Here is a 21542-nt window from a genome sequence, read left to right on the forward strand (position 1 = left end):
TGTTCCGTCACTTTTTAGAAACTGGATCCCCGATTAATACACCACGGGGATGACGTCCCAGAGCCATGTGCATAGGCACATTATTCTCTAACACTAACTAACTAACTAACTAACTAACTAACTAACTAACTAACTATCTAACACTCTTACCCAGTAATACTGACCTTTAAGTTGTATGGGTCAGTTTAAAGGAAAAAACACGGAGTTGACGTTAGTCAATGCCTACCTTTAAAAGTGAAGTTTAACGCCTAAACTGGTTGATACAGCGACAAGGTTAGTAATTACTATGCCATACCGCCGTTTACAGATATAACCTGTCTGGTTATGTAAGCTGCGCCATCAGACATTAAGAAGCTTACTGTATGAGCAACCTCTTCAGCTGAACCAGCTCGCTTCAACGGGATCATTTTTTTGATTTCATCCATTGGTAGATCATCAGTCATACCAGTATCAATTAAACCCGGTGCAACACAATTAACGGTAATCTTTCGTTTTGCCAATTCAAGCGATAACGCTTTAGTAGCGCCAATAACACCGGCTTTTGAAGCACTGTAATTGACTTGTCCACGATTACCAATAACACCTGATACTGAAGCCATAGTGACAATTCTTCCGCCAACTCTCGCTTGTACCATAGGCATAACTAACGGACGTAATACATTATAAAAACCATCTAAGTTGGTATGAATGACATTGTCCCATTCATCATCAGTCATCGCAGGAAAAGCCGTATCTGCGGTAATACCCGCATTACAAACTACGCCATAGAAGACTTCATTATTTTCAACATAGGATTCTAATGCGGCTTTGGTAGCTGCTCTGTCGCTGACATCAAACTGTATTAGGTCGGCATTACCGCCTAGCGCGACAATTTCACTAATCGTTTGCTCTGCTTCGCTAACACCAGAGCGACAATGTACGGTAATAGCAAAACCATCTTGTGCTAATTTCAAAGCAATTGCTTTGCCTATTCCTTTACTTGAACCTGTTACTAAAATGCGTCTAGACATTATTTTTCCATTTATATAATTTGTTGTAGCTTAATTTGATGTAACTTAATTTTGTTTTTATTTAACTGAGTGCGGCTTATACCAAACGGATTAAGATTGATCAGCTAAGAAAGCATTGGCATCTTGCGGTTGAAATATGTTTATTTTTGCTTCTACAACGCGTTCACCGTCATGCTCAACAAAACAATCAAACGCTGACAAACCTGATTCTTCAGCATAAAGTTGCTCGACCGTGACAGTAAGCTCCATACCTAAAGTAAACTCACTAACAAAGACTTTCAGTTTTCGACTACTGACTAAAAAACCGATAGCGACTTCGCCACCTTGGTCTTTTTCATTGGCATTAGCAAAAGCAGCAATACTCTGCGCCATATATTCAATAGCAACATAACTTGGCACGCTTTGCTTTTCGTCATTATAAAAGTTGCTCTTGCTCGTTATAGTAAGCGAACATTGAGCAATAAGATCATTGTACGCGACTAACTTATCGATGAGGATCATCGGATGTTTGTGGGGTACAACGTCTTCAATTGGGTAACTATTTTGTTTCATGGTCATATCAAAATTATACTTTTATCGTCTTTATTAAAATTTGGCATCTTTTGGCTTAACGCCCAATGAGTACACTGACGTTGTTACCACCAAAGGCAAATGAGTTTGATAAACAGCGGCGAATCGGGCTAGCTTGCTTATCACCAATGGCAACAAGTTTAAGCGCTGGTATTGTCTCATCAATCACATGGTCCCAAACTTGAGGGGCATAGGTTGTATTTTCGCTGTCGTCACCTGACATCAATAACCAGCATAAGCCCACTTCGGTAGCGCCTGCAGCACCCAAGGTATGACCAATTAGTCCTTTACTCGAGCTACACGGTGTTTCTATACCAAAAACATGAGCAACTGCGGCCGCTTCCATGGCATCATTTTTCGGTGTTGCTGTACCATGCAAATTAATATAATCAACATCACTCGCTTTAAGGCCAGCTTCGGTAAGGGCGCTTTGCATCGCTACAATAGCACCTTCACCTTCAGGATGAGGTGCTGACATATGATGAGCATCACTTGATTCACCGACGCCTAATAACCGTATATTGGTTGCAGACGCTGATTCATCTTTTGTCAAAATAGCTAATGCCGCCGCTTCGCCAATGTTAATACCATCGCGATTAGCGCTTGAAGGCTGACATATTCCGCTAGAAGTCGAGTTAAGTGCATGGAAGCCGTTAACTGTCATGCCACACAAGGTATCGACACCCCCAACAATAGCGGCATCAGCCATACCGGCATCAATGATTTCGCTAGCGGTTTTAAAGGCTTTAGCACTTGACGAACAGGCTGTTGAAATGGTCAAACAGATGCCTGTCGTTGCCAGCTCTTCACTGATAAATTCAGCTAAGTTATAAATTTCTTGTTGACGATAATCATAGTGCTCTGGAAATTCACCTTGCTGTTGCAACACTTGCATGGCTTGTTCACCCTCACTGATACCTGAAGTACTGGTACCAACGATAATAGCAACACGATCTGCGCCTAAACGTTCAATCAACGTTTGGGCTTGTGCTTTAATTTGCTTAAGTGCCAACGCGGCTAATTGATTATTTCGACTTTGTAAGTGTTTAGGTTTATCACTTAAGCTCGGCAATGCTTCAGTTACGTCAGCTACGGTAATAGGTCCTTCAAGTAATAAATTTTCTACACAGCTCAAGCCAGATTGTGAGCCAGCTAATAGCTTACTCTTAATTGTTTCTTTATCGCTACCTAGCGCATTAACTAGTGCAAAGTCATTAATGTATAATGTTTCTTTCATAAGAGTTACTTTCTTTGTAATTTATAAGGCTGAGTTACTATTTTAATGCAGCGTTTAGATCATTATCCGTTAAACGGGTAATGAGTAAACGGTATCCTGCGCTGACTTGCTCAAAGCTAATATCTTGTTGTTGATAACGGATAATTATAATCACTTCACCTTGATGATAAAAGTGTCGTATTTTAATTTTTATGCCTGTTTTTGGATCTGCTACACTTTGTTCATCAACGCTAAAGTTCGTTGCTAATGCAGAGGTTATTAACTCTATTGGCCAATTCACTGCTTGTAGGTCATGAAGTACCTGCTTAGCATCAAAGTTTTTTGCCACGGTCAGTTCACTTTTGATACTTTGGCTACCACTTTGCCAACTCGCTTGTGCAAGCGGTATACCATCAAAACTCATCGCTGCGATGCTAATACCTTGCTCTGTGAGTTCAGTTTGTAGCAGCATGCTTTGCTTGGCATAACCACTAACCTTCTCAGTCGAGTCATTAGCCGTGCCTTGATTGTCACTTATGCTGTTACTGGCGCTGCTAGTATTATCAAATGAGAAAGTGAATTTCTCTAACCAAACCCTATTTTGCAAATCAGCTGGCACAGGTAATAACGGCATAAGTTGCGTAGAGACATTCGCATTACCACTCCCTAAAGTGAACACACTACAAGCGGTAAGCAAACTCAAAGGGAGTAAAATAAATAGCAGTTTTACCCACTTATTAAGATTCATTAACATAGGTTACTCTATTTATCCGCAGCTGTTGTTTCATCTTGGCATATTTCTGCCAACACATTTAAACGACGCTTGGTATTGCTAACATAAGGATTTTTTTCATCCCAAGCATAACCCGCCAGTATCGAGCAGATCATTGGTTTAACGTCAGTTTCTTCATCAGAGAAGAATATAACGTCTTGCAAGCTAGTATCATACCAAGACATTACAAAGTGCTTAAACGTTTCAATACCTTTAGATAAAGGTACGGTATAATCTTGCTGCCAATCCACTGATTTTTTAGATAATTGCTTGTCGACCACTTCTGCCGCTAACATGGCTGAGTGCATGGCAATGGTTACACCTGACGAAAATACTGGGTCAAGAAACTCGCCAGCATTACCTAATAAAGCAAAGTTTTCACCATGCAATGAACTTACATTGGCAGAGTAACCACCAATAGTTCGTACTGGCGCAATTATCTCAGCTTTAGCGAGTAAATTTGCTAGGTTGGCATCTTCATTAAGATACTGTAAAAGTTTTGTCGCTAACTGCTCACTCGTCAAATCCGCTTGATCATTGTCATTAAAGTAATGATCTTCACCGACAACACCAATACTTGCGGTGCCGTCACTAAATGGAATAAGCCAATACCAAACATCGGCTTTCGTCGGATGAACTGTGATCAATATTTTATTACGATCAAAGTTTTCACCAATAACTGTTTCGGCAATATTATCTTTGAAATGGGTAAATATTGCTTTTCTATTGGTTAACACACTGTCTTTTTCTAGCTTCAATAAACGCGGTAATACCCGGCCAAAACCACTGGCGTCTAAGGTAAATTTGGCATTAATTTGATAATCACCTTCAGGACCATTCACAGAGAGTGAAGTACCTTCTTTAGATGATTCAAAAGCAGTAACGCTATGACCATAGCGAATTTCTGCACCTTGCTTTTGTGCTTCATCAGCAAGTAACTTATCAAAAGCAGCACGCTTCACTTGATAAGTTGTACCTGGCCCTTGGCTGAACTTCTTGGTGAAATCAAAATGACAATCATGGCCATCACGATGAAATGCCGCACCATTTTTAAATTGAAAACCTAATTCATCGGCATTCGCTAACAACGCATCAAGCATATTAGCTTTTTCAATCATCTCCATACAATGAGGTAATAAGCTTTCGCCAATAGAGAAACGTGGGAAGTGCTCGCGTTCAAGGATGCACACTGACCAACCCTTTTGCATTAATAAACTAGCGGCAATTGCACCCGATGGTCCAGCGCCGATAATAGTGATATCAAACATGTTGGCTTTACTCATTAATCTTTTCCTTATTAGGGGGGGTTGGTCTTTCTTGGGATCTTCCAGAAAGCTCAACACTCCCTATCTTTGATTGTCCGTTTGCGAGGGTAACAATAGGTGCTAAAACAAAGGTGAATAACACGCCAATAAATACTGTTAAGCCAAAACTACTGATGGCGGTCATACTACTGAGCATTAAAATAGCAAAAACAAATACCGAGCTTAATGCTGACATAACTGTCGTTAAAGTCACTTTTTTATGTAAACCATGTTCTGCATAAAACACCGAATAATCAAGTCCTAACGCTAAAATCAAAATTCCCGCGACTAAATTAAAAATCGTTAGCTGTTCTTGTAAATAAAAACTAAACAGTAATGCCAGCATCAATGAGAAGGCGGGAGTTGCCACCGCTAATAGTGCGACTTGCAGACCATAACGGGTGATAAATACCAGTAAAGCAGCAATCACTGCAGCCAATATCACCCAAACAAGGTGTTGGCTAAATTGAGCAAGTTGCGCTGATATACTGCCAGCTTTGTCAATTAAGTGCACTTGCCCTGCTGTGCCCTGTTTAATATCTAATTGCGCAGCTATGTCGGTTAACTCAGCAGTATTTTGTATGCCTGCGAGGCGCACTACCGAGTAAAAAGTATTATCCTGTTTTATCCACTGATTTTTATACATTTTCCCTAAATGACTTTCAAACCACTGTGCAGGTAATAATGGGGTAAAGCTTTGTTCAAATTGCCAATTACCTTGTACTAACATGCTTTGCAGCTTTGCCATTTTGCCTTGCTCGACTGCTTGGCTCAGTAAAATTTTGTTCGATTTTTGTTTAGCGATTGAAGGTAACCACTGACTCACCGCGGAAAATCCCGCTAATTGCGCATCATCGACTATTCGCGTTAGTTTAGTCACTAGCTGCTCTTCTAATTCGAGTAGCGATTGCGATGAATTAGCTTGCAGTAAGAAGTACTGTAAATCCCACTTTTGCTTTAATACCGCTTTAACTTTTGTTTCACTGGCTTGTAACTCTGCATCCGCAGTGTAATAACGACGGATATCATTATCAAACTGCACCAACGTCATCGCGAGTAAAGTACCGACAAAGATGGTGATGGTGAAAATTTTATAGTTAGCTATAAAAGCAACAAAGCGGTGTTGTAGCTTGTTTAACTTGCTTGCAAATAAAGGCATAACCACATGATTTTTACTTTCATATTGCTTTTGAAGCAGAGGTAAAAATAATGGATACAAGAGCAACACAGTGACCAATGCGCCCAATAAACCAAACAAAGTAAACACTGCGATATGCTGAAATAAAGCGAATGGCGCTAACAGTAATAAGGAATAACCGGCACCTGTTGTCAGGTAACTCATCAACAAAGAGGAACGAATACTGGCCAGCGGTTGCTTAGCACTGTTTGCGTTAAATTGGCTGAATTTCAATTGTGTTAAGGCATGAAAACTGTAATCGGCAGCAATGCCAATAAGGGTAACGGAAAAGATAAGCGCAATCACACTGATTTGCTGATAAAACAACGACAGTGCTAAATAGCCATAGATAAAACTAATACCGATAAGGGTAAACGTTGCTAACATAGCAGTGATATTACGATAGACCAAAACAATGAGTAATAAGGTAGCAAATAACGAGATGCCACCATATAACATCATTTCACCTTGCCCGGTGCTACTGGCTTTACTGGTATAAAATAGTGCGCCTGTGTAGAGGTACTCTACTTCATTTTCGGTTAAGTCTGTCTGGGTTAGGCTTGGTTTGTTAAAGGCTTGCTGCGCAATAATGTCTTTAAACTCGACAACAAACTGTTGGGCGCTATTAATATTAACGGCATCACTGTTGGTGCTAAAAGAGACTAAAACATAGTGTCTATCTTGATAATGGCTGACCAAATGATCATTTTTAACACTCAATGCTGAGCTACCAAATAGTGGCCGAGAAAGGTAATCGGCTAACGCTAGATGCGGTGCTTGTTCAATGGTCAAACTGATCGCTTGATTTGCCACTTGATTTAACAAAGAAAATTGATAACTGAACAGCTCTTGGTTTGTTGCCTCAGTTAACAGTCTTGCCATTTCTTGGCTAAGTAATTGCTGTTTAAAGGGTAAGTAGTCTTTGCTGATATCACTCAATTGCGCCATCTGTGAAAAGTTAACTTGTACTGATGAAACTAACACTAAATTGCTGAGGCTTTTGGCCAACAAATCTGCTTTTTTTATGGCGAGAGCGAGATCTGAAGCGCCAACGAGAACAATATTGCTTTTGCTGGCTGCTTGGGAGATTTGTTCAGCGACCTGTTTTTGAGCCACCTCATCATTATTATCACCGCGACTAATATCATCACTTGCAGTGTCATTATTTGACAATGGACTATCAAAAAGCGAGGTCAAATCAGCATTGAGCTTTAGCGGTGTGCCTAAGAAGTTAGTGCTATTAAATTGGCTAAGCAGCAATAACACCAGTACCAATAAAAATTGTACTGTCCATAAAATGGCTTTGGTTGCGGTACTAAGTGTCGGTAACTTAGTGAGCATTCTTTGTGCCATTTTGACTAGCTGAGCGCTTAAGTGCTTCAACATCACCGGCAATAAAAGCATCTTCACTTAATGTCATGGTAATAACGGTTTTATCGCCTTTACTATCCGTTAAAGTGATCTGCCTTTGTTGTTTAGATTTGCTCAATTCAGTCCCTTGGGGAGCATTGTTAGCTAAGCATAAATCAACTTGCCTGAATAACTGCTTTAGTTGTCCTGATTTTGGCGTTAACTCAAGACAAGTATCATTTGTACTACTTTTGAGCTGCCAGTCATCAACATTAACCTTGCCAGTAAATATAGTCGATAAGATTGCTGAAAACTCAGCACTATCGGTGAGTAATTGATAATGCTCATCAAGGGATAAACGACGGTAAATAGCGTCAGGGGTTAGTAATAAGGCAGAAAATACTGGCTGCTCAGTTTGCCATAATGCTGATTCACCTTTAACGATAAAATGCCCTGTTGAGGTAATAGGCACTGACATAAAGCTAAAGTATTTTTGTTGAGTAAATTGCCCTTTGCCTTGATTGATAGCCAGCTTTTCAAGTAGCGCCACAATTTGTTTTGAGGGCTTTATCTTTGCGTCGCTATCCGATTGAATATTCTGCACTAAAGCAGGCTTTTCTTCGGCTGAAGACGCTTGAGCAGCGCTATCTTTAGTAAGTGCCTGGACAGGAGTAACACTAAGCACTAATAAAGAGATTAAAAATAGTAAATACAAAAACCGGCTGGACTGTATCATCAATAATTACTCACTTAGTGGCTTAGTTGCATCATTGTTTAACTGCGCAGTTACTTTATTAATAAAAACCTCAGGACTTTCAAATTGCATTTCTTCTGACTCAATATCAACGGCAACTTGTATGGTATGGGCTTTATTAAGTACTTTTCCTGTGGCTAAGTCATAAATCTCATAAGCTATTTTCATTCTCGATTCATACTCAACCAAAAAGGCATAAACGCGAATGTTGTTAGCAAACTTAGCCGAAGCAACATACTTAAGACGCATATCAACAATCGGCCAAATATAACCCGACTCTTCCATGCTCAGGTAGTTATACCCTAATTTATCAAGTAATACACAACGGGCATCTTCAATATATTTTACATAATGCCCGTGCCAAACAATACGCATAGAATCAACATCATAAAATGGCACCTTAATATCAAGATAACTTGATATTAAGGCCTTTTCAGCTGTTTTCCCCAAGACAATTTTTTCTGCTTGGTTTACTGCTTGGCTTGAGCTATTGCCTTGTTCATTAGGCGTCATATAACGACCAACGTTGTGATTGAATATAACCAATGGTTTGTCTAAGCAATTTATCTGTCGGGCGATCTTCTTCAAGTAATTCAAAGAATCCGCTGATGTCATCTAACATAGCGCGAATATCTGGCGTTAATGATGTTTCATCAATTTCACCATTGATAATGCGGATACGTATACCTTGCACACTGGCTAATAACGTTGCTGCAAGTACTTGCTCGGTTAATTCTAATATACGTAAACAATCACGAGCAGCAATAGTACCCATGCTTACTTTATCTTGGTTATGACATTCAGTAGAGCGTGAGAATACACTGGCTGGCATAGTCAATTTCAATGCTTCAGCAGTCCACGCTGAACAACCAATTTGAATCGCTTTAAAGCCGTGATTAATATAACGACGCTCTGCGGTAGCTGCACTTAGATTAGACGGTAAACCATGATTCATTTTCACATCAACTAAAGTCGCTATTTGTCTATCAGCTAAATCAGCTAAGTTAGCGATACAGTTTTTCATTGAATCCATTGCCATAGCAATGTGACCACCATAGAAGTGTCCGCCATGTAAAACGTGCTCACCAATGCCATCGATAATAGGATTATCGTTAGCAGAGTTTAATTCGTTTTCTATCATGTTACGTAACCAAGGCAAGCTATCTTCGAGTACACCAATAACATGAGGTGCACAACGAATCGAATATCGATCTTGTAAACGATGAGAGTTACGTGGGTGTTCAAGATGGTTTAAATCATGTTGAATACGTCGAGCAACTTCGATTTGTCCTGGGTGAGGTTTAACGCTGAATAAAATGTCATCAAAGTGATGGCTATTACCTTTCAAAGCCAAGCTTGATAAGGCGGTAATACGAGTCATTAATTTACTGGCATATTGTCCACGGTCAAAGGCCTGACAGGCAAGTGCCGTCATAACCGCTGTGCCGTTCATAATAGCTAAACCTTCTTTAGGTCTTAGCTTGATTGGTTTTAAACCTTCTTTTTCAAAGGCTAAAGCAGCGTTAACTACTTCACCTTTATAGTAAGTATCACGCTCACCGATAAGTGTGCCGGCAACATATGAAAGTGGCGTTAAATCACCACTAGCACCAACAGAGCCTTCTTCAGGGATCACCGGTACTATTTCTCGGTTGACCAACTCGACTAACAAATTAAGTAAATCCCAGCTTACGCCAGAAAAACCTTGAGATAATGAAGCTAAGCGAGCGGCTAAAATCATTTTACCTTGTTCTATGGTAAAGAATTTACCTAAACCACAGCCGTGAAAGCGGGTTAAATGTATTGGTAGTTCATCAACTAAAGACATAGGTACTTCAACAGTACAAGAGTCGCCATAACCGGTAGTAACGCCGTAAATATGGCCTTCTTCTCTTAAAAGCTTGTCTAAAAAGGCTACGCCTTTGTCTACTTTTTCATGAAAGTGCGCATCATCACTCAAACTTACTTCAGCATTCTTTTCCACTACACTAACGATATCTTCAATGGTTAAACGGCCATAACCAAATACCAGTTTATTATTCTTTGTTGTACTCACGTAATTCTCCATCTTGGCTTCAAGTGACCAAGTTATTCGTTGTCTGATTTAGGCTTTTCTAGTGGTAATGCTGAAGGCTTCGCCACGGTGTGCCAAAAATTAAAAAAGTTATACCACTGATAAGGGGCTAACAGAACATGTTTTTCTAAACGTTTCGCAAAACGTTTCGTTAAGTCATTAAAGTATTGTTGCCTTTCTTTTCGTTTGATCTTAATCGGATCGGCAAGTTTTTCTATGTAGGTACGATAACGACCTTTTTCCTTAATACAGAAAATAGTAAATACCGGGCAATCCATAATGGTTGCCAGGGCAAAAGGCCCAACGGCAAACGGAGCGTCTTCACCTAAAAATGGCGCAAAATTAACACTATTTGGGTTATTCACTGACGTTCTATCAGCAAAAATAACCACGGCTTCGCCATCTTCAATTTTTTGTTTTAACTTAATGGTATCATCAGGGCCAAAATTATTGATGTGAATAAAATTGATAGCTGAATCTGCATTCACTTTTTTTAAGAAGTTATTAAATGACGGAGTATGTTCGTTATAGGTAATGACATTAAGCGGCTTTTTATTTTCACCATGACTAAAAATAGCACGACATACTTCCATATTACCTAAGTGAGCACTGAAAATTACCGCTCCTGGACCAGAAGAAAGCGCTTGATAACCTTCATCACCGACAATATCAATATCATCAAAACTGACCTTGCCTAACCAGGCATCAAATTTATCAACAATGGATAAACCAAAAGAGAAAAATACTTTAAAGCCATCATTAAATTTGGCCAAGCCTGTTTTTTTAGCTTGTCCCTGACTGACATGATAATTATCTAAATAATACCAAACAGCTTGCCTTGCACTGCTACCAGTTAGATAAAAATAAAACATCACTGGTGTTAGGCAGACTTTGAATAGGCCTTTACCAAAGATTTTGTAGATAAAGATCAAGGTTTCAATACCTAACATAGAGCCGCGTTCAGTAACTTTTGACCAATGCAGTTGCTTTTTCATTTAATTGCTTACCTTAGGTTGGCCACTCGTTTTTCTGCACATAAGTTTTCTATAAATAATTTTAGGCAAACGCCATAACATGCCAAAAAACAATCGGGTATGCATCAATGAAATTAGGACGTTGTCATCAAAAACATTGAAGTGCGAAATTCCGTCTTCAGGATAAAGTACTTTCGTTTTGATAAAGTGCATCGGTACTCCCTGCCAATGTAATTTCACCATCACCTCAATATCAAAATCCATTTTATTTCCTAAACGGCTTGATTGAGTAAGTTGATGATAGGCTGCTAACGGATAAACACGAAAGCCACACATTGAATCTTTAATATCCATTGAGAGTGTTTCGATATAGACCCAAAAATGGGTAATAAAACGCCCGTAATAACGACCTTTAGAAATGCTGTCATCATAAATTGGCTGACCACTTAATAAAGCCTGTGGCTGGGCAAGTGATAATTTAAGCATACGGTCAACATCATTAAGATCATGCTGACCATCCGCGTCAACTTGTAATGCATGACTCCAGCCAGCTTGATAGGCCGCAGCTAAACCGGTTTGTACTGCCGCGCCTTTGCCACCATTTTGTGCTCGGCGAATAAGGGTTACTTGATGAAAATCACTATCAATAGCCGCTAATACTTGCTGAGTTTCTTCATTACTACCATCATCGACCAAAATAATAGGTAAACCAAAAACCACCAACGCTTTAATGGTGTCAGTAATCACTAAATGGTGATTGTAATTAGGAATAACAAAACCGTATGCTAATGTTTTTCCTTGTGGCTTAGTTGCCGCTGCTGTAGCTAATTGAGTCATTAAGCGAAAACCACTTTGCCTGAGGCATGTTGTCCATGATTAGAGGAATAATTAAAGCTATATTTCTTCGGCTTTAACTGCTCAAGCGTTAAAGTCACTTGATAACCCGGTCTAACAATATGCTGAAACTTTAAGGCATCAACACTAATAAGTGTGGTTATATCGAGACCAAAATATTGTGCTAAATAGTTCATAACCCAATCAAGCTGAGCCACACCTGGAAGAATAGGCGCTTCGGGGAAGTGTCCTTGAAAATAATATAAGTTTTCAGGAATAGTTAAGTTCAACTCAACGCGGTTACTACTTTGCTCAATTAATTCAAGCTCCGCTTGATAAACAAAATCAGTCAAACAAACTCTCCAAGTGTTTTTTATTCAATTTACCCTGGCTGTTGTAGGGTAATTGTTCAAGGTATCTAAACTTTCTAGGCACAACAATCGCTTCAAAATACTGCTTAAGAAATGTTTTTAGTTGGCGATCGAAAGTAAATTTTTTATCTATCGAAAAAGCGAGTTGACCGGCACTAGATAATTCAGCAACTGCGGCTAAACAACGTCTTTTGCCTACTTGTTCATGAACAAGCACATAAGCTTGTGCAATCCATTCATGCTCAGTTAAACGTGCGCCTAATTCATCTAATGAACAGCGTTTTTCTTCAATTTTGACAATTCTATCAGCCCTACCTAAGAGTTTAAATCTTTGTTTATCGATTAACTCAACTCTGTCATCGGTTTCATACCATTGCTGTCTATTCACATAGGGAGATAAAATAGCCAGTCGTTGTGTTTCATCATCGGCACTGAACTGTATTTCACTAAACACTTGCCAGTTTTCATCATCAAGTGATACCCGCTGTCGCCAGGCAATACCACCCGTTTCGGTACTGCCAAAAACTTCTATTGGCCTGATATTTAATTCACTATGCAAATCAATCGATGCTGCTGCGTTAAGTGGTCCACCTGAAGAAAACAATACCTGTAACTGATCACGTACTTCTCTTAAGACATTATCGTTTAATAAGCGATGGTAGTACGCAGGACTAGAGATTAAACAGATGTTACGATTAGTTAGCTGCTTAATTTTCTGTACTAAATGTTCAGGGTAAGCAAAGGCTTGTAGATAAAGATCTCGCCCTGACCACAAAGGCCACAATAATTTAAACAACAACCCATAAATATGTTGATGCGATACTGTCGCCATTACTAATGCAGATTCACCTTCATCATTGTCTAACTGCGAGCAGAAGGTTTTCTCTAACTGTTCAACTTCAATAATCAGTTGATTAAATTTCTTATAAATTGCTTTTGCTTGTCCGCTTGAGCCTGAAGTAAAAAAGACAATATCACTTTCAGGGTTAAGTACTAGCTTTACACCCGTTACTGGGCTATTAGCCTCTTTGGCTAATAAACATTTTAATGAAGCAATATCAAAACAAGGATATTCATCAACCAAATCGTTATTATCAATGCCTTGCGACTCATGACAGTCACCTAAAAAAATGTCTGCATGCACCATACATTGCTGAAGCTGCAAGGATTGACCATTCGGCGGTAAAACGACACGTTTATTGGCAGCAACTAAAGCAAAAAAGTAGAGCGAGAAAAGGTAACTATCCTGACAAAAAAGCAACCACGTTTGTTGGGGTTGTTCACTCAATTTATCTTTCAAACAAATGACTTGCTGTTGCCATTGAGAAAAGCTGACACCTTGCTCGATAAAGTGTGATGATTGATTGGGAAACTTCATAATTGGCTAACTTTTTTAACGATTAAAAGTGATTTATTAAATAATCGATTACATGATTATTTTGCTAAAAGTCATTTACATCACTGCATTGACTTATTTTTGATTGGCTTTCCTAGCTGTATTACGCTTTTTTACCACAAAACGTACCACAAACTCTCCGGCCATTAATAAACCCATTAATACATAGGAAATTAAGCCATTATACACAAGCCACACTTGTTCATTTTCATGAAAAATAGTGACGGTAGCAATAAGGGCATTAACGATAAAAAAACCACACCAAACTTGCGTAACTCGACGAGTATAAGCAATACCATCTTCATCAAGTTGTTCACGTAAACGGGCAATAATTTCAACAATACTCGGTGGTTTATATAAGGAGTAACCGAAAATAGCGAGAAAGCTAATACTCATAACCACAGGGTAGAACTTTAATGCCAGCGCGGAGTTAGCCAACACACTAAAAGTGAGTAATGATAGAACGGCAACTAAGACAATATTTGCATGAGGAATAGTACCGCGCTTACCCGGAGAGTTGAGATGCCGAACAATAAAAATGATGGCAAAAAATGCGGCAAGCATACCTGGTTCGAAATATTGTAAACCGAAATACACCGCTAAAGGATAGGTTATGAGTAGAAGAGCCAATAACGTGTTTTTCATAATTTTTAACTAAGGTGCTTCAAATAGGAAGTATTAAATTACCGCTAACACGTTAATAGGTTAGCGGTTTGCCGATCAGTTAATCTAATAATTTTTTGATAGCAACGATGACATCTTCAACAGTACGAACTTGTTTAAAGTCATCCGGTTCGATTTTTTTGCCCGTTTGCTCTCTTAATTTAACAACAAGATCAACGGCATCAATACTATCTAAATCGAGATCTTCATATAAATTAGCTTTAAGCGTTATATCTTCAGCTTCAACTTCAAAAGCTTCTTCTAAGATATTGCTAAGCATGGTAAATAGTTGTTCATTTGTCATAACATTACTCACTTAAGTACGACTCTCAGCAATAAATTCACATAAGGTTTTTACTGAATAAAAGTGTTTTTTACTATCATCAGAATTATTGTCTATTTTTACGTCATAGGCTTTTTTAATTGCAACACCTAGTTCTAAGGCATCAATAGAGTCTAAACCTAAACCATCAATAAAAAGGGCATCTTCATAATCAATATCTGCCGGCTCGATGTCTTCGAGATCTAAGGTCTCAATAATTAACTGTTTTACTTCTTCACTTAAATTATTCATGTTCCAACTATTCCTTTAACAACTTTAAATTAATATGACTAGCTTGCTGCTCGACTCAATTGCCATGAGTGGCGCTTACTATTAACATTAACTTCTTTACTGCTACTGTAATAAAAATTTAAAAAATCTAAAACCTGCATGCGCTGATTTTCTGTTTGTACTTTATCTTTATCGCTTTCTTGCTTAGCTTGCAAAGCCAAGGTATAGACTTCATCCCCCTTACCTGCAGGCTCTAATAAAAGCGCACAGGCTATAGCGACTTCATCTTGAGCAATATACTGTTGGTATATTTCAGGTACCAGCGTTTCAGTGAAAACCACTAACACTTGCGAATACTCGTTAGCTGAAAGCTTACATAATGCATCGATAATGGCAGTAAAAAAAGTATCTTCACCTGCCGACACTGCCGTTAACGGTGCTTTATTACCGGTATAAATGCTAAATAAGCCACCCACAGCATTATGAACAGACAAACCAAACTGTGTCGGTGATAAGTCTTCTTTTGCGGCAACATCACTAATCAACTTACTCGTTTTAGCCAGATCACCATGGCGAGAAGCAAAAACACTTGGTACCGACATTAAACACTCATCGGCCGCACTTAACGCGCAATGTAAAGCCAATTTAGCAAAAGGACTCAACCGACGACGCTGCATAGCAGGTATTTGCTTCAACGCAGGTAACTCTTGCGAATCACTAAGTGACAATTCACCTTGAGCATAGCTTTGCCAATCTTGAGTGGTCGTTAAACCTCCCCCCCAAGCAACACATTGTTTAATGGAAAAATCCAAGCTAAAGCACTCTTTAAAACCGCGACAAAATATGGCTAAGAATTTTACCTAAGCCAGCATGCCTATTCAAGTTAAAAGCCTCTTTTAGCGCAAGATAAATACATATTCCACTAATTTACTTACAATTAAGGCTTAATTGCTGTACTTAAGTTTCATTATTATTACTAAAAAATGTACACTTTGTTGCTGTATTTCTTTCAGGTCTTGGCATATCTTGTATTGGACATTGTTCCAAGCAATATTATTTACATGAAAAATAGCATTGTTCAAGGTGAAAAGTGAGTGAGTTCTAAATAAAACAAGTATATATATTCACTAAGTTAAACTACACTTAAATAAGCTTATTCGCACTTCAATTCCAATATGTTTCTTCCCTCTCAGCGAGATTTAAAAGGTTTAGAAACAAGCTATTATTAAAAATGAGAAAAGAGTGATTAGAGATTTAGATAGACTAAATAATATTCCAGAGTTCCCTAAACATAGCCCTACTAACCATTTCAATTGGGTCTTAGTTTTTCTACTCGTTCTTATGCTTGCTGTTAGCGGGCAATCTGCTGCATTAACCGTTCACCCTGTTTGGCTGCAAGAATCACTTACTAAAGCAGACAAACTTAATGATAAAAATCCTACTCTAGCACTTGAATTTACCCAAGACTTATTTAACCAGCACCAAAATAAATTAAGCTCTTCGGGTAAAGCTGCGTTATTTTATAGACTAGCTGCATATCAATATTACTTAGGAAATATTACCGAAGCCCTAAAACATATCGATCAGTTCTATGCATTATCTCCCGATTTAAGCAGTAAGGATGGCATATCATTATTGCTTATTCATGGCGGTGTACTTGATGGACTAGGTAAATCGAAGCAAGCAATGGATTTGTATTTACACGCAGAAAAGAATGCAAGAGCCACAGAAAATAAAAAATTACTCGCTGAGTCTTATAGTTCAATTGCCTATTGGTATTCTGGTAACCATAACGATAGTGAGGCAATAAAGTATTATCATAAAGCCTATTTATACCTAAAAGATTTAGGTGACGAATTAGATCTAGCGTATTTAAAAATACAAATGTCTAGCGCATACTCCTATATTCATGACAATGAAAAAGCGATGAGCTTGGCACAAGAAGCCATTGATTACTTCCATCAACATGAATATTATTTTGACGAACTCTTTGCTCATAATACCCTAGCCAAAAATCAAATGGCAATAAAGGATTTCGATGGTGCCATTAACACTTACCAACGCGTTATAGAGTTATCAGAGCAAGAAGGTCAAGAGAACCTAATAGACATCGCTTACTTAGGTTTAGCCAAAGCTTACCAGCGGAAAAAAGACAATAATAAGGCGCGTCATTACTTTTCTTTATACCAAAAAGTACACGCATACTCTGATAGTCCTTTTGCTCAAATTGATGACTTATTTCTCAGCGCATTAATTGCGTTTTCTGACAAAGATATTGCATTAGCCCAGAAAAATATAAAACAAGCCGAAGCCATTTTATCTCTCTTAGAAAAAGAAACCGTGCTCTCTTGGTACATTCAAGTATTAGATCTAAAGGCTGATATCGCAGTATTTAACCAAGACTACCAAAACGCTTATCAATACCAAAAAGAAGCACGTAAGTTGTTTAGCAGCTACCAAAATAACGAACGAGAAAAAGTACGTTCAAAATATAAAGTGATGTTTGATACCGACCAAGCACTGTTAAAAAACCAACTACTTGAACGCGATAAACTATTAGATAAGGCGGAACTTGAAAACGCGGCACAACAACAGAAATTACAAACATTACTTACCGTGGTAATTTCCTTACTTGCTCTTGGTTTAATATTCTTTATTTACCGACAACGTATAAATAGTGAAAGACTACACAAATTAGCCAATACCGATATGCTAACGGAACTAGCTAACCGACGTTGCACCTTTATCTATGCTGAAAGTATGCTAGCTCAAGCAAAGAAGTATAAACAAAACTTTGCCATTATCATTTTCGATATTGATCATTTTAAAAAAATCAATGATACCTATGGACATCCTGCTGGGGATATTGCTTTAAAGGACATTGCCAGTGTCGCTAATGAATATGTTAGAAACAACGATATATTAGGCAGAATTGGTGGCGAAGAGTTCTTAGTAATACTACCTAATACCTCTTCAAAACAGGCCTATGAAATCGCAGAACGGATCAGAAAAGCGATTGATAAAAAGGATATTATTCTGGGTGAAAAGGTAGTCAACATCTCGGCAAGTTTTGGAATCTCTCAGTTAGCGCAAAATCAGTCAAACTTTAATCAAATATTTCATGAAGCCGATATTGCGCTGTATCAAGCGAAAAATAGCGGTAGAAACTGTATTTCACTAGCGGGTTAATTACAGCTGTTATTTAAACCTTAATTAGCCACTCTATACTTAAAATAAGAGATTCCCGATTAAAAAGTCGGGAATGACAATGGTTTGGATTGTTGATTAAATGCCTGCTGACCTGACTTAATGTTTTATCAAGTCACTAAAGCTTATCTCTTTTATTAACTTTTGTTTAGCACCATAAGCAATGCGATGAGTGCCGTGACAACGGGCACAGGCTAATACAGCTAAAGTACCAAGATCTCGCCCTTGTTCTTTCGCAGTACCTGACTCTAATGACTGCTTTAAACTACTGAGTGTTTTTTTCATGGTTTCACTAGGATAAGGTTTGCGATCTTTTTTATGACAATCAACACAAGTCTCTCCTAATATTGTCATGCCATCATTAAGGCTAACTAAAGATGATAGTGCTAATGGTTTATTGCCATCTTGCGCTGAAATTTTTATCTGGTTTACTTGCCTTGTTAACGTATCCATATGATCAACAAAACTCAGTTCAGAGCTAATCTGAATTTTTGAAAAGTCTGGCGTTCTATAGGTCAAAGCAGTGATGGCTTGATAATCATCATGGCAAGAATCACAGCTTTGCTGCAAGATTTTATGCTGAACTAATACCGATGCATAATCCTTCTGTTCACTGGCATTACGCAACTCTGCTGCAGTACTCACAGCTAATTTTTTTTGCCAACTTGGCACCATCTCGGCAATTTTAAGATAATGTTCATTAAGCTGCTCTGCCCATTTATTCATGTGTTCAGCATCTTGATTTTTAGCATAAAACTCAACAGCCTGCATTTCACGGCGAAGTTTAAACATATTATGTAGCCAAACTTGGCGCTTATTTTCAGGTTTATACCATTGTGCCAATTCAGTAGGCGGAGTTTTAACTAACTGAGCTTTATCTTGGTGCTTATAAATTAGCCCTGCAGCGACTAACAGGATAACTATTTGTAAAATAATGAAATAACGCCAACGCATAACTAAGCACTCTGTTTTATTTGATAAGTACTAGTGTATTTTAAATAAAATGAATGGTTATTGATTTGGCATAAAAAAAGAGCCTTAAGGCTCTTTTTTTTTATCGACACATTAACTCAAATAGGCTGAGTAAATTAGAATGCGAAACGTACACCAATGGCGCCATCAACATTAAATTTAAAGCCATCATCAAAATCTGCAACAGGCTGTACTTGCCCATATAAATCCCAGCCTTTAGCAAAGTACCAAGAAACACCTACTGGGGCACGCATACCAAAACCGTTATCCCAACCAGCCCAGCCACCACCAGAAACATACCAAGATAATGGTGTTTCATTATCAAACGTCCCCGTTTTAACTAAGTAATCAACGGCAAAACCACTATCACCTAAGACGATATTATAGCGGTCAATTTGAGCAACCAGACTTAAGTCCATATCAAGGGCAACACCAACTTTTACATCGGCTTGAGCAAGGTTCGATAAAAGTATTGAAAGCATTAACATGCTTACGAATATAATTTTTTTCATTTTAAATCCTACGTTTAAATGATTTTCTAATAAAGCTGACGCTATTATAAAGCTTTTTGTTTAAACAAGCTTACTGCGCATTGACTAATGTCTTCATTTTGTTGCCAATGCACCAAAATAGCATAATCAACGATGCCTAATGCTAAGTCAGTTTTTGCTAGTTTTTGTGTTCGTTCTATTGCCTCACTACTTGCCCCAGTAAATAAGTTAACACCCCGAATATTAAACTGTTTTGCTAAATAAAAATTAGCTGAGTTTCCTACACTGGAAATAAAATCTAACGGCCTAACGTCTTCGCCTTCTTCAATGCTGAGTACCAATGACTGTAATAACGCTACCGAAAAATAATCCCCAACACCGTACAAACCTAATTGATTTTTATCAAGATTTAACGACTTAACTTGCTCGTTTTCAAATAAATCATGTAACGCTTGTAATGCAATCAGAGTGAAGGAATCCATACGCCTGACTTCAAAACCTGTTAATTGCTTAACTTGTTTTCTTAATACTTTAGCGCTGAGTTTAGCGTCATATTCAACAAAATTTTGTGCAATAACATCTATGTCCACATCAAGATTTACCTTACTGTGAGCATTAGGTTTATCTATCGACATAACAGTATTTTGAGCGGTTAAATTCTTCAAAACAAAAGCCGCATTATTACCACCAAATCCACAATGATTGGCAAGGATATAATCAATGTTCTTAAATGATTGCTGTGCTGAAACAAAAGTAAGTAAATGACCCGTCGACGCTTCTGTATTATGTTTTTTACTGCTTTTGTCAATAACGTCTTGGTCTAACGATTGCACATAATCTGGTACTGGCATAATATCTTGTTTAACTAAATCAACAAGTAACGCCAACTCTAAAACACCACAAGCTCCGAGAGTATGCCCAATAAAAGGTTTTAATGCTAAGGCAGGCGTTTTTTTACCAAAAACACGTTCAAGTGCATTCGCCTCAGCCTGATCGCTTGCAAGAGAAGCAGTTCCGTGTGCTTTAATCAATTGAATATTTTGAGCCGTTATTCCTGATAATTTTATCGATTTCACTATCACTTCGCTAATTTTAGAGCCATCTTCTTCCGTGGTTGTTAAGCTATAACTATCACAAGAAGAATAACCATCCATTATCGCTAAGCAACACTCATCATTGGCTTGATTTGACAAAAGTAACGCGCCGACACCTTCACCTAAAACCATGCCATCGCGGTGTTTTGAAAAAGCATGTAAACCTTGTTCAGAAAGTAATTCTAATGAATTAAAGCCTTTTAACGTTAATTGATTATAAAACTCACAACCAATGACTAATGCTGTTTTTACTTCGCCTGTTCTCACCAAGCGTGTCGCATAAATAAGTGCGTTACTGCTTGACGTGCACGCGGTGCTAAAGGTGAAATGTAAGTCATTTAAACCATATTTTTTAACTAAGTAGGCATTGATGCGGTCTAGTTTTGATAACCAAATAGCTTGATCGGACTGACTAACAACAGCACCAATATCCATCGACGATGAACCTAAAAAGAGGCTTGTGAGCGCTAGTTGTTCGACCGTTAAGGATTGCTCAGTAATCACTTGTTCAATAACCTCGGACAGCAGTTTATATATACGCTGGTAGCTTTCTTCTATTGGCGCCAGAGGTATCGCTTGATAATAACAATTAAGTGGTTGGGCAAGACGATGCAATGTTTGCCCGTTAGCGTAAGTTACTAAGTTCGCAGCCCCTTGTCCTAAAACACTTAATGATGCGCTGCCAATAATAAAAACAGGGGCAAGGGCTTGATTACCCACTAAGACAACTTTATTTATATCATGCATACTTTATCTGCTC

21 protein-coding genes are annotated in these 21542 nt (G+C 38.3%); 1 reads left to right on the forward strand and 20 read right to left on the reverse strand.

Going from position 1 to position 21542, the window contains the following annotated elements; genetic code table 11:
- Positions 1 to 284 precede the first annotated feature (284 nt).
- From fabG to CXF85_RS13620, 17 genes are all read right to left on the reverse strand, one after another.
- The gene (gene fabG / locus CXF85_RS13540) at positions 285 to 1010 is read right to left on the reverse strand and encodes a 3-oxoacyl-ACP reductase FabG (RefSeq protein WP_101229187.1); all 726 of its coding nucleotides are present in this window, start codon (positions 1008 to 1010) and stop codon (positions 285 to 287) included.
- A 90-nt stretch (positions 1011 to 1100) separates the two neighbouring features.
- Complete coding sequence (locus CXF85_RS13545) at positions 1101 to 1568, reverse strand: ApeP family dehydratase (RefSeq protein WP_232771194.1); 468 nt, start codon at positions 1566 to 1568, stop codon at positions 1101 to 1103.
- A gap of 49 nt (positions 1569 to 1617) precedes the next feature.
- A complete protein-coding gene (locus tag CXF85_RS13550) occupies positions 1618 to 2817 on the reverse strand; it encodes a beta-ketoacyl-[acyl-carrier-protein] synthase family protein (RefSeq protein ID WP_101229188.1) in 1200 nt (399 codons plus the stop codon).
- Between the two features lie 37 nt (positions 2818 to 2854).
- Entirely contained in the window at positions 2855 to 3550 is a 696-nt protein-coding gene (locus tag CXF85_RS13555) for a DUF3261 domain-containing protein (RefSeq protein ID WP_101229189.1), read from the reverse strand.
- 8 nt (positions 3551 to 3558) lie between these two features.
- Positions 3559 to 4851, reverse strand: a complete 1293-nt coding sequence (locus CXF85_RS13560; RefSeq protein ID WP_101229190.1) for an NAD(P)/FAD-dependent oxidoreductase — start codon at positions 4849 to 4851, stop codon at positions 3559 to 3561.
- Positions 4844 to 7402 carry an MMPL family transporter gene (locus tag CXF85_RS13565; RefSeq protein WP_157829107.1) on the reverse strand — a complete coding sequence of 853 codons (2559 nt, stop codon included), beginning with the start codon at positions 7400 to 7402 and terminating at the stop codon, positions 4844 to 4846. Before CXF85_RS13565 ends, CXF85_RS13560 begins: the two co-directional genes overlap by 8 nt.
- Complete coding sequence (locus tag CXF85_RS13570) at positions 7380 to 8135, reverse strand: outer membrane lipoprotein carrier protein LolA (RefSeq protein WP_101229192.1); 756 nt, start codon at positions 8133 to 8135, stop codon at positions 7380 to 7382. Before CXF85_RS13570 ends, CXF85_RS13565 begins: the two co-directional genes overlap by 23 nt.
- 6 nt (positions 8136 to 8141) lie before the next feature.
- Positions 8142 to 8666 carry an acyl-CoA thioesterase gene (locus tag CXF85_RS13575; protein ID WP_101229193.1) on the reverse strand — a complete coding sequence of 175 codons (525 nt, stop codon included), beginning with the start codon at positions 8664 to 8666 and terminating at the stop codon, positions 8142 to 8144.
- The gene (locus tag CXF85_RS13580; RefSeq protein ID WP_232771195.1) at positions 8656 to 10209 is read right to left on the reverse strand and encodes an HAL/PAL/TAL family ammonia-lyase; all 1554 of its coding nucleotides are present in this window, start codon (positions 10207 to 10209) and stop codon (positions 8656 to 8658) included. Before CXF85_RS13580 ends, CXF85_RS13575 begins: the two co-directional genes overlap by 11 nt.
- A gap of 32 nt (positions 10210 to 10241) precedes the next feature.
- Positions 10242 to 11222, reverse strand: a complete 981-nt coding sequence (locus CXF85_RS13585) for an LpxL/LpxP family acyltransferase (RefSeq protein ID WP_101229195.1) — start codon at positions 11220 to 11222, stop codon at positions 10242 to 10244.
- Positions 11223 to 12038, reverse strand: a complete 816-nt coding sequence (locus tag CXF85_RS13590; RefSeq protein ID WP_101229196.1) for a glycosyltransferase family 2 protein — start codon at positions 12036 to 12038, stop codon at positions 11223 to 11225.
- Complete coding sequence (locus CXF85_RS13595) at positions 12038 to 12388, reverse strand: 3-hydroxyacyl-ACP dehydratase FabZ family protein (RefSeq protein ID WP_101229197.1); 351 nt, start codon at positions 12386 to 12388, stop codon at positions 12038 to 12040. The genes CXF85_RS13590 and CXF85_RS13595 overlap by 1 nt, the downstream gene beginning before the upstream one ends.
- Positions 12381 to 13784 (reverse strand): AMP-binding protein, encoded by a 1404-nt coding sequence (locus CXF85_RS13600; protein WP_101229198.1) that lies wholly within the window; start codon positions 13782 to 13784, stop codon positions 12381 to 12383. Before CXF85_RS13600 ends, CXF85_RS13595 begins: the two co-directional genes overlap by 8 nt.
- Positions 13785 to 13877: 93 nt before the next feature.
- Positions 13878 to 14447, reverse strand: a complete 570-nt coding sequence (locus CXF85_RS13605) for a hypothetical protein (protein WP_101229199.1) — start codon at positions 14445 to 14447, stop codon at positions 13878 to 13880.
- A gap of 79 nt (positions 14448 to 14526) precedes the next feature.
- Entirely contained in the window at positions 14527 to 14769 is a 243-nt protein-coding gene (locus CXF85_RS13610) for an acyl carrier protein (protein WP_101229200.1), read from the reverse strand.
- A 12-nt stretch (positions 14770 to 14781) separates the two neighbouring features.
- Positions 14782 to 15039 carry a phosphopantetheine-binding protein gene (locus CXF85_RS13615; RefSeq protein ID WP_101229201.1) on the reverse strand — a complete coding sequence of 86 codons (258 nt, stop codon included), beginning with the start codon at positions 15037 to 15039 and terminating at the stop codon, positions 14782 to 14784.
- A 38-nt stretch (positions 15040 to 15077) separates the two neighbouring features.
- Complete coding sequence (locus tag CXF85_RS13620; protein ID WP_157829108.1) at positions 15078 to 15830, reverse strand: beta-ketoacyl synthase chain length factor; 753 nt, start codon at positions 15828 to 15830, stop codon at positions 15078 to 15080.
- A 430-nt stretch (positions 15831 to 16260) separates the two neighbouring features.
- Here CXF85_RS13620 and CXF85_RS13625 point away from each other — a divergent pair, with 430 nt between their 5' ends.
- Entirely contained in the window at positions 16261 to 18207 is a 1947-nt protein-coding gene (locus CXF85_RS13625; RefSeq protein WP_101229203.1) for a GGDEF domain-containing protein, read from the forward strand.
- Between the two features lie 117 nt (positions 18208 to 18324).
- On the opposite strand, the gene CXF85_RS13630 is transcribed toward CXF85_RS13625, so the two are convergent.
- The 3 genes from CXF85_RS13630 to CXF85_RS13640 all read right to left on the reverse strand — a co-directional run bounded on the left by CXF85_RS13630 (position 18325) and on the right by CXF85_RS13640 (position 21529).
- Entirely contained in the window at positions 18325 to 19179 is an 855-nt protein-coding gene (locus tag CXF85_RS13630; protein ID WP_101229204.1) for a multiheme c-type cytochrome, read from the reverse strand.
- Positions 19180 to 19313: 134 nt separating this feature from the next.
- Positions 19314 to 19709 (reverse strand): hypothetical protein, encoded by a 396-nt coding sequence (locus tag CXF85_RS13635; RefSeq protein WP_101229205.1) that lies wholly within the window; start codon positions 19707 to 19709, stop codon positions 19314 to 19316.
- Between the two features lie 44 nt (positions 19710 to 19753).
- Positions 19754 to 21529: a beta-ketoacyl synthase N-terminal-like domain-containing protein gene (locus tag CXF85_RS13640; RefSeq protein ID WP_101229206.1), complete on the reverse strand. Its 1776-nt coding sequence runs from the start codon at positions 21527 to 21529 to the stop codon at positions 19754 to 19756.
- Between the last annotated feature and the right edge of the window lie 13 nt (positions 21530 to 21542).

The organism is Colwellia sp. 75C3 (genome assembly GCF_002836255.1).
Taxonomy (GTDB): Bacteria; Pseudomonadota; Gammaproteobacteria; order Enterobacterales; family Alteromonadaceae; genus Colwellia.